The sequence below is a fragment of the Lysinibacillus sp. genome, assembly GCF_032093475.1.
Taxonomy (GTDB): domain Bacteria; phylum Bacillota; class Bacilli; order Bacillales_A; family Planococcaceae; genus Lysinibacillus; species Lysinibacillus irui.
Map to the genome: position 1 here is coordinate 62056 of NZ_DAMDAY010000002.1, position 9758 is coordinate 71813.

A 9758-nucleotide genomic window follows, 5' to 3' on the forward strand; every position below is an offset into this window, starting at 1 on the left:
AATGCATTGGAAGCTGTACCAGTAACCTCAGACATTTGAGCTAGCAATGCCTCTTGTTCAGCTGGTAGTACATGTGGACGTGCCATGGTAATTTCTTTTAAAGATTGCTTATATAATTGTAAATCTTGATTTTCTGCTAGATAGCTTTCAATTGTTTCTTCACTTAAAGACAGAATCTCTGGTGTTAAAAACGCTAGGCCAGCTGAGATACTAGTTGCCAATGTTTGAATACGGCTATTCATATCTTGATAAAAGCCATTTGCCGTATCCTGATCGTAACGCATGTGAGCATATGTGTAGAGCTTCATGGCACGTCCATAAAGATGATCGTGATACTGTAAAGCCGCTAATAATGCCTCTGCTCCATTGTTTAAAGTACCTGCATAGCTAGATGCTTGTTTAGCAAGCTCTGCAACCTCCTTAAACTCCTCTTCCCAAGCTGCATCAGTTGCAAAGATGTCCTCTAAACGCCAAGTTAATTCTTCTGGTACTTCATTTCTTACCAAAACTTTATTACTATTACTAGCCAAGTATGCCAGCCCCCTTAATATGTGCTTTTTTCCTTTTACTCTCATATTTTCTCAATATATTGCGACAATTGCAAATAAATGTGCATACACTTGCTTATAAATATCTTGCGAATGATTTCCTTGCTTTATGTTTTTTAGGAAGTGGCCGTAATGCTGAACAGCGTTAATTGCCTGTTCCGTCCTTTCTATTTGGTGCTCCCTTAAAAATTGCTGAATAAGGTCCCTATCTAATTCATATGACTGCATGCCTAGTCGTTTACTAAAGTGCAACAGCATCGTCTGCCATTCACTTGTAAACAAAGAGATTGCTGCTCCTTCTTTTACTGGTATTCCAATGTAAGAAGGCATAGCAGTTAAAGAAAGCTTTAACTCATAGCAGGTCCGTAAAAACGAATCTTGCGTACCCTTTTTGCTATGTAAAAGGCGTCCGTATGCAAACTGTCTACAAGCATGTTTATACAACTGCCAATATTGTTGAAATTCTGCTTGGGTAATACGCTTGGGTAGATAAAAAGGGAAGAGCTGTTGATCGATTGGAATTACTTGTACTTTGCCTATGAAAGTATGCCCATGAATAGGAAGAAGATTCGTCCAATAAATAAAATGTGCTGTCTTAGCGTTATAGGTTATTAAATAAGGTAATTCTTCTGCGTCCAAGATAAACGCTTTTTGCAGCAAAGGAGGAATTTTAATTTTGCATATACCACTTAAAGTATCTTTGCTTTGAGGAGTTTGAAAAAGCCAAATTGCTTGTATGCCATTTTTTTCATAACCCTCTGTTCGTCGGTCCCATATTTCGTGGGGGATTGTACTACATTGATATTCAAAAGCAAAATGCTTGTCATCCATTGTAACAAGTATATCTGGACGCTGAGAAAGCTTATTTAAAAATGGCTCCAGTTTCACTTTATATTTAAGCTTTTTTAACCATTCATATATTTGAATTTTACCTTGTAGATGTAACTTAGATTCCCCTTCTGAAAATAATTGTGAACATTTATTATTTGAGAGGTGGGCAAAATGTGGAATTTTAGAGTGACCTATTTTCAATTGAACAGGTTCAAGACACTGTGGACAAAAAAATTCCATCTGTCGCCTATATCGCTGTAAAGCTTTCCTCGTATATTGATATGGGAGAAATAGCTGCTGTTGATTGTTATAAGCAATAAGCATCAAATCAGCTCCTTTTTAGCCAACTATAGTAGAGAGGAATGGCTATCACAAAGAAATAAGCTGTTTTTCTTGAAATTAAAGAAATGCGGTCTAAAAATTTATAAGGATAAAAAAAGGACTGCAGTGAAACTCGATCATGAACGAGTTTCACTGCAGTCTAACAAATCAGGTAATCCAATGCTTAAACAAAATATTTTCGGATTGTTTCAAAGCAATTAAATTCCATTATCTTTTCACCGTACTCCTCTAGACGATGAATTGTGAAATTGGATGGTGTTAAAAATTCTTTGATGACCGCATTTCTATCATGACGATTTAACTCCTCATCTGCGTTACCAAAATCAACAACTAAATAGTACCAATCTTCATATTTGAATAATGAGGAATCCACTAATTCGTCTGTCATTCGTTTTGCGACAGGGATTAACTCATCAATATCTTTAAATTTATAAACATAAATGTCTGTATCCATAAATAATTCTGACTCATCCATGTCACCAAATTGAGTTAGCTGGCTAAGAAGATCTTCCCCAACTTCATCGAATGGTGCAAACATATCTTTGTGTTCATCAAAATTCGAATGACCATCTAATGTTTCACCGTCTTTTAAAATATGTGCACGTGTGACAATGATTTCTAAGCCAACTTCAGATGCATTGATATGAATCCAAATCGGACCCTCTACATCAAAATAATCCTCCGTGTTTACTTCATCAATCATATCCCAAAAAAGTTGTTCACCCTTTGCTCGATTGTACCAAATCTCTTCACGACTATAGCCGCGATCCTCTATATCATTGTACGTAATAAAGAGCTTGAGTGTATTTTCATTTACACGTTCGATGTCCACTAGACCTCATCTCCCTTCACTGTCATATGTCGAAAAACAGTTTTGTTTCATTAGTATGCTTTTATTCTTTGTTTTTAACCTTCATACCGCATTTGTTTTTCAACCTTTGACCACACTACAGTTAAACCATCGAGTACACCGTAAACATCGATTATTTTGTTCACAGTTGTCTCTAACTCTATTGTATGCTGTTCTGTCATAAAATGAAAAGGATATACACCGTTTCACAGAAGATATTTGAATTATTGAAATTGTAGTAAACTATTTAACTTAAATCAAGTTTAACATACTTTAACGGAAATATATGACTTTTCCTATTAATTATTATACTTCATATAGAAGGTTTTACATAAGTAAAACATAAAAAAATAGATGTCACAACATGCATTCCACATTTGTAACATCTACTACATATATTATTCAAAATGGGTAGTTTTAATTCACCATTCGCTGCGCTTCTTGAAGCTGATATGCTCGAACTTTACGAGGTAGGAAGCGACGAATTTCATCTTCATTATAGCCAACTTGGAGACGTTTTTCATCCAAAATGATTGGTCGGCGTAATAAACCAGGATACTCCTGAATTAATTCATATAAACGTTGTAGTGGTAAACTTTCAACATCTACATTTAATTTTTGGAATATTTTTGAACGAGTAGAAATAATTTCATCTGTCCCGTCTTCAGTCATACGTAAAATTTTTTTAATTTCACTAATACTTAGTGGCTCAGAAAATATATTACGTTCTGTATATGGAATTTCGTGCTCCTCTAACCAAGCTTTCGCTTTACGACAAGAGGTACAACTTGGTGATGTAAATAGGGTTACGATCATTCTGACACATCCTTTCATTTCGAAATTATTATCTAAAACCAGAACCAGAGTGTTAAATTAGAATTAATGTAAAGTAAAATACACAGTACCATTATACAGTACTCCGCTGTATTTGAATATAGTTCCAATAAAAAAAGACTGAACCCACAACTAAATATTCTTTCTTTTTATACATCTTTTAATGTAGCGTATTTTCTACTATCTTATGTGCTACTATTAACATTCCCAATTTCAATGCATTTTAAACATCTAGGCTTGTATCTTAGTTGTTCTCATTTATAAAAATTAAACGAGAAAATTGTCAATTTGGTGTGTACAGCGAAACATATTTTTAATAAAAAAGTATAAATTTATAACATTATTACACAACAGAAAAAGCATATAATTTTTTTATGAAAAAAAACACAGTCAAAAGTCTGACTTTACACAATGGAATCTTTATAATATAATTCATTGCAATAAAATCAATTTAAACAATTTGAATTGAGAAAAACGCTGACGAAGAGTAGTACATATGCATATCTCACGTTTAGAGAGTCTGTGGTCGCTGCAAACAGATCGTGGAGGCATGTGGAATGGACTTCCGAGTTAGCTTTGTGAACGCTACTTGAGCAACTAGCAAAGCTCGTCACTTCACGTTACGAAGCAGAGTGGCCTTTTTAGGCAAGCTGGGTGGTACCGCGGATTCAAACATCATTCGTCCCTTCTTTAGAAAAAATCTAATGAGGACGCATGATGTTTTTTTATTTTCATCAATCGGTGGAATGATGAAAGTTACGCCGCTGGCTAAAAGCCGCGGAACTTGAATTCGAGGAGGAAATTTTCATGACAACTATTTTTTCTGGCGTACAGCCTACAGGAATCGTAACATTAGGGAACTATTTAGGGGCATTTAAGCAATTCCCTGCATTACAGGATGAAGGAAACGCTATTTATTGCATCGTTGACCAGCATGCAATTACTGTGGCACAAGATCCAAAGGAATTACGCGAAAGCATTCGCAAGCTTGCAGCTACCTATATCGCTACTGGCATTGATCCTAAAAAATCTACATTATTCATTCAATCAGAGGTACCTGCACACGCTCAGGCAGGATGGATGTTACAATGTGTGGCTTCAATTGGGGAGCTTGAACGTATGACACAATTTAAAGATAAGTCTCACGGTAAGGAAAGCGTCTCTGCCGCTCTTTTAACATACCCACCGTTAATGGCTGCAGACATTCTACTTTATAATACAAACATTGTTCCTGTCGGCGATGACCAGAAACAACATATTGAATTAACACGTGACCTAGCAGAACGCTTTAACAAACGTTACGGGGATGTCCTAACGATTCCAGAAATTCAATTACCAAAAGCAGGTGCTCGTATTAAATCACTACAAGAGCCAACAAAAAAGATGAGTAAATCGGATCCAAATACAAAGGCAACAATCCGCTTACTTGATACAGCGAAAGAAATTGAGAAAAAAATCAAATCAGCTGTTACGGATTCAGACGGTGTTGTAGCATTTGATGTGGAAAATAAACCAGGCGTTTCAAATTTATTGACAATCGAATCAGCTATTTCAGGTGTATCTATTGATGACTTAGTGAAAAAATATGAAGGCATTGGTTATGGTGGATTCAAGCAAGGTGTTGCAACAGCGGTTATTGAACACCTAACTCCTATTCAAGAAAAGTTCTATCATTTAGTAGAGTCATCTGAATTAGATGCCATTCTAGATGAAGGTGCAGCAAAAGCAAATGCCATTGCAAGTGCCACTTTAAAACGTATGGAAGAAGCAATGGGCTTAGGCCGTGCGCGTCGCTAACAATTTAAAGCTTATCAGTGGAACGATCAAAGCCTAAATCAAGAACGACAGCGCATATGATGATGCAGGCCCCTATCGCCATATAAAATTCCGTTGTTTGAAAAATAAATTTAAAAACAACCTTCCAGGAATAACCTAGCGTACGGTAATTTAAATACAATATGAGATTCCCTACAGAGAGGATCATTAAGCCATAGCTTACTAAAAATAAAAAGAGACGAAACATAAGTAGAGGCATCCTTTCTATTTCTTCTTACTTATCATGTATTCACAAAACTATAAAAAAAGACGTCAGCCGTTTAAATTTGGCTGACGTTTTTTCTAGTTTAGATACTATTATGCTTCATATTTTTTGAATAGAAGACTTGCATTGTGACCACCAAAACCAAGAGAATTACTCATTGCATATTGAATCGTTGCTTCTCTCGCTTCATTTGGAACATAATCTAAATCACATTCAGGATCTGGATCCGTTAAATTGATTGTTGGCGGTAAGATACCTTCTTTAAGGGCTAATGCTGTGAAAATAGCTTCCACACCACCAGCTGCACCTAATAAGTGACCTGTCATAGATTTTGTTGAGCTCATCGCTAGCTTATAAGCATGCTCACCAAAAGCAGTTTTAACCGCTTGCGTTTCAAATAAGTCATTATATGGCGTACTTGTGCCATGCGCATTAATATAATCAACTTGTGATGGCTCTACTCCACCATCTTCCAATGCTTGCATCATCGCACGTGCTGCGCCCTCGCCCTCTGGAGCAGGAGCTGTAATATGGTGAGCATCTCCTGTTGCACCATAACCTAAAACTTCAGCATAGATTTTAGCACCACGAGCTTTTGCATGTTCATATTCTTCTAAAATGACAATACCGGCACCTTCTCCAATAATAAAACCATCACGATTTTTATCAAATGGACGGCATGCAGCCTGTGGATCTTGATTTAATGATAAAGCAGTATTGGCACAGAAGCCTGCTACTGCCATTGTTACGATTGGTGATTCAGCACCACCTGAAATCATAACATCTGCATCTCCACGTTCGATTACTTTGAAAGCATCACCAATTGAGTTTGTTCCTGAAGCACATGCCGTTACAGAACAAGAGTTAATACCTTTCGCACCAAAGTGGATGGATACTTGACCTGAAGCCATATCAGGAATCATCATTGGAATGAAGAATGGACTAACACGTCTAGCGCCACGCTCTTGGAACGTTAAAAACTGCTGTTCATAAGTTTCCATACCACCGATTCCAGAGCCAATCCATACACCTGCACGAGGAGCTAGCTCTTCATCAATTGTTAGCTGTGCATCTTCCATTGCCATAATTGAAGCCGCTAACGCGTAGTGCGTAAAACGATCCATTTTACGAGCTTCTTTACGATCAATATATTTTTCAATATCAAAATCTTTCACTTCTGCTGCAATTTTTGCTGCAAAAAGATCTTTATTTAAACGTGTTAGCTCACCAATACCAGATTTACCAGCTTTAATGTTTGCCCATGTTTCTTCGATGCTATTTCCTAGTGGTGTAACTGCGCCAATTCCTGTAATTACTACTCGTCGTTTACTCATTGTCTTACTCCCCTCAAGCATTTTTCCTTCTTATTTTCCCCATCTCATGGCTACGGCACCCCATGTTAAGCCGCCACCAAAACCAACAAGGACTAATAAATCATCCTCTTTTATCTTACCTGCTTCGAGCTCATCTACCAAGGAAATACCAATAGAAGCTGCGGAAGTATTTCCGTATTTATGAATCGTTTTTGACATTTTTTCTGGTGGTAGCTCTAATCGCTCACGAGCAGATTCCATAATACGTATATTTGCCTGATGCGGCACTAAAAAATCAACGTCTTCTTTTGTTAATCCTGCTTTATCTAACACATTAACCGCTGATTCACCCATTTGACGAACAGCAAATTTAAACACTTCACGACCGTTCATCGCAATCGTGTCTTGCTTTGTTAAATAAAGATTCTTGCCGCCTGTACCATCAGCACCAAGTTCAAATGATAAAATACCTCTGCCTTCAGATACTGGTCCAACAATAGCTGCACTCGCACCATCACCGAATAATACAGCCGTATTGCGATCGTTCCAGTCAATGACTTTCGACAGCTTTTCAACACCTACTACTAAGACATATTTATAAGCATTTGCCTCTACAAAGTGCTTCGCTGTCACTAAGCTATATATAAATCCTGCACATGCTGCAGCTTGATCCATCGCCGCAGCGTTCACTGCTCCGAGTTGTTCCTGAACCATACATGCTACACTTGGAAAAGTTTGATCCTGTGTTACAGTTGCTACAAGTATTAAACCAATTTCCTCAGGCGTAATACCCGCTTTTGCAATAGCTTCTTTAGCAGCAGCTACTGCTAAATCTGAAGTTTCCTGATCATCTGCCGCAAAATGACGTTCTTCAATGCCTGTTCGAGTACGAATCCATTCATCCGAAGTATCCATTATTTTTTCCAAATCAAAATTTGTAACGACCTTCTCAGGAACATATTTGCCTATTCCTATAATACCTGCGTTCATATAGCAACCCCTCAGCTTTCTTACTATCAATTATTAGTAACTGGTCATAATTATAACGCATACAAAAGGAAGGACGCAAGATGAATTAAAATTAATGTGTTTTAGAGAGGCTTTTGTTTGTTCAATTCGACGGGATTGTCGGGGTTTGGAGCGGTTTTCACCTGTTTTCGAGCGGGTTGGTCATGCTTTGGAGCACTTCCACACCTTTTTGGAGCGGGCTCAACCTATTTTAGAGCGCTTCTCCACCATTTTCGAGCGGGTTCTGCCTACTTTGGAGCGCTTCTCCACCTTTTTGGAGCGGGGCAACCTGCTTTGGAGCGCCTTTCCACCATTTTCGAGCGGGGATATCCTACTTTGGAGCGCTTCCACACCTTTTTGGAGCGGGTCCTGTCTATTTTGGGGCGCTTCTCCTCCATTTTCGAGCGGGGACACCCTACTTTGGAGCGCTTCTCCATCATTTTCAAGCGGGCTCAACCTACTTTGGAGCACTTCCACACCTTTTTCGAGCGGGGATATCCTACTTTGGAGCGCTTCCACACCTTTTTCGAGCGGGCTCAACCTACTTTGGAGCACTTCCACACCTTTTTGGAGCGGGCTCAACCTATTTTAGAGCGCTTCTCCACCTTTTTCGAGCGGGGCAACCTGCTTTGGAGCACTTCTCCACCATTTTCGAGCGGGGACACACTATTTTGGAGCGCTTCCACACCTTTTTCGAGCGGGGACACCCTACTTTAAAGCACTTCTCCACCATTTTCGAGCGGGGCAGCCTGCTTTGGAGCACTTTCCACACCTTTTTCGAGCGGGTTCTGCCTACTTTGGAGCGCCTTTCCACCATTTTCGAGTGGAGACACCCTACTTTGGAGCACTTCTCACCCATTTTCGAGCGGGTTCTGTCTATTTTGGTGCACTTCTCCACCATTTTCGAGCGGGTTCTGCCTACTTTGGAGCGCTTCTCAACCATTTTCGAGCGGGGATATCCTACTTTGGAGCGCTTTTCCACCTTTTTGGAGCGGGTTCAGCTAGCTTTGGAGCGAGCCCCATAAATCTATTACCAATTCTTAGGCCTCATAAAAACATCAAAAACTAAAATACAAAACCTCGTAGTTGTTGTGACAAATTCGCCATGTTTCACATAAATGATTCATTTTTTTTCGATTTATGTTATGATATGATAATGAATATGAGTAAAATCTTATGATGAAAAAAGTTCGGTTGAGGTGAAATTAATGCAATATATCGTAACGTTCATATGGTCATTCCTACTAGTTTCTATGTTAAACTATGTAGTCAGCTCTGTACTTGGTGTACCATTTGATTTTAAAACAGGGGCAATCGTTTCAGTTGTATTCTCTATTCTTATCTTTATTATTGGAGCAATCATTCCAAACGACCCTACACCAGAAGCTGCAGACCATCATTAATTCAGCTAGAAAAAACCTGTTCAGCATCATGCCGAACAGGTTTTTTCTGTTATTTTTCCACCACACATTGACCATCACACATTTTTACATGCAATGTTTCCCCCGGTAAAACCTCACCACGTAGGAGTTCTCTTGCCACTGCTGTTTCAATATGTCGTTGGACAAAGCGTTTTAGTGGTCTTGCACCAAATTGAGCATCGGCACCTTGCTGTACTACCCAATTAATCACTTCTTGCTCAACAGATAATGTAATTTCTTGCTCTGCCACACGTTTAATCAGTTGCTCAACGTACTTCCAAGCGATTGCTGTAAAATGCTTAGTCGATAGTGCATGGAAGAAAATAATATCATCCATTCGATTTAACAGCTCTGGTTTAAAATGTTGTCTAAGCGCAGCCATAACTAAGTCCTCAACAGAGGCATCGTCTTCTTTTGCCTCCATTAAATAACTAGACCCAATATTCGATGTTAAAATAACTACTGTATTTGTAAAATTAACCATACGACCTTGACTATCAGTGATACGCCCATCATCTAAAATTTGCAATAAAATATTAGCCACATCTGGGTGAGCTTTTTCAATTTCGT

At 38.5% G+C, this 9758-nt stretch carries 11 protein-coding genes, 1 pseudogene and 1 other annotated feature; of the genes and pseudogenes, 3 read left to right on the forward strand and 9 right to left on the reverse strand.

Annotation, left to right across the window (positions count from 1 at the left end; translation table 11 throughout):
* The 4 genes and pseudogenes from RT445_RS01015 to spxA all read right to left on the reverse strand — a co-directional run.
* Positions 1–530: pseudogene (locus RT445_RS01015) on the reverse strand (oligoendopeptidase F); the annotation flags it as partial.
* A gap of 51 nt (positions 531–581) precedes the next feature.
* Positions 582–1703, reverse strand: a complete 1122-nt coding sequence (locus RT445_RS01020; RefSeq protein WP_313469399.1) for a competence protein CoiA — start codon at positions 1701–1703, stop codon at positions 582–584.
* A gap of 181 nt (positions 1704–1884) precedes the next feature.
* Complete coding sequence (mecA, locus tag RT445_RS01025; RefSeq protein ID WP_313469401.1) at positions 1885–2553, reverse strand: adaptor protein MecA; 669 nt, start codon at positions 2551–2553, stop codon at positions 1885–1887.
* Positions 2554–2988: 435 nt separating this feature from the next.
* The gene (gene spxA, locus RT445_RS01030; RefSeq protein WP_025116803.1) at positions 2989–3384 is read right to left on the reverse strand and encodes a transcriptional regulator SpxA; all 396 of its coding nucleotides are present in this window, start codon (positions 3382–3384) and stop codon (positions 2989–2991) included.
* 489 nt (positions 3385–3873) lie between these two features.
* Positions 3874–4095: a binding site (T-box leader), on the forward strand.
* Positions 4096–4212: 117 nt separating this feature from the next.
* Between spxA and trpS the strand changes: the two genes are divergently transcribed.
* On the forward strand, positions 4213–5202 hold the full coding sequence (gene trpS / locus RT445_RS01035) for a tryptophan--tRNA ligase (RefSeq protein ID WP_274795693.1): 990 nt from the start codon (positions 4213–4215) through the stop codon (positions 5200–5202).
* A gap of 4 nt (positions 5203–5206) precedes the next feature.
* On the opposite strand, the gene RT445_RS01040 is transcribed toward trpS, so the two are convergent.
* The 4 genes from RT445_RS01040 to RT445_RS01055 all read right to left on the reverse strand — a co-directional run bounded on the left by RT445_RS01040 (position 5207) and on the right by RT445_RS01055 (position 8322).
* Complete coding sequence (locus RT445_RS01040) at positions 5207–5428, reverse strand: YuzI family membrane protein (protein ID WP_274795692.1); 222 nt, start codon at positions 5426–5428, stop codon at positions 5207–5209.
* Between the two features lie 110 nt (positions 5429–5538).
* Positions 5539–6780 (reverse strand): beta-ketoacyl-ACP synthase II, encoded by a 1242-nt coding sequence (gene fabF, locus RT445_RS01045; RefSeq protein WP_274795691.1) that lies wholly within the window; start codon positions 6778–6780, stop codon positions 5539–5541.
* Between the two features lie 30 nt (positions 6781–6810).
* Positions 6811–7749: a beta-ketoacyl-ACP synthase III gene (locus RT445_RS01050; RefSeq protein ID WP_313469404.1), complete on the reverse strand. Its 939-nt coding sequence runs from the start codon at positions 7747–7749 to the stop codon at positions 6811–6813.
* Between the two features lie 219 nt (positions 7750–7968).
* The gene (locus tag RT445_RS01055) at positions 7969–8322 is read right to left on the reverse strand and encodes a hypothetical protein (protein WP_312504843.1); all 354 of its coding nucleotides are present in this window, start codon (positions 8320–8322) and stop codon (positions 7969–7971) included.
* 74 nt (positions 8323–8396) lie between these two features.
* On the opposite strand from RT445_RS01055, the gene RT445_RS01060 reads away from it, so the two are divergent.
* Positions 8397–8792, forward strand: coding sequence for a hypothetical protein (locus RT445_RS01060; RefSeq protein ID WP_312504844.1), 396 nt, complete (start codon positions 8397–8399; stop codon positions 8790–8792).
* 183 nt (positions 8793–8975) lie between these two features.
* The gene (locus RT445_RS01065; RefSeq protein ID WP_004227469.1) at positions 8976–9170 is read left to right on the forward strand and encodes a YjzD family protein; all 195 of its coding nucleotides are present in this window, start codon (positions 8976–8978) and stop codon (positions 9168–9170) included.
* 49 nt (positions 9171–9219) lie between these two features.
* Here RT445_RS01065 and RT445_RS01070 read toward each other — a convergent pair.
* Positions 9220–9758: AAA family ATPase (locus tag RT445_RS01070; RefSeq protein ID WP_313469407.1), on the reverse strand; the 539-nt coding region annotated here is incomplete at its 5' end.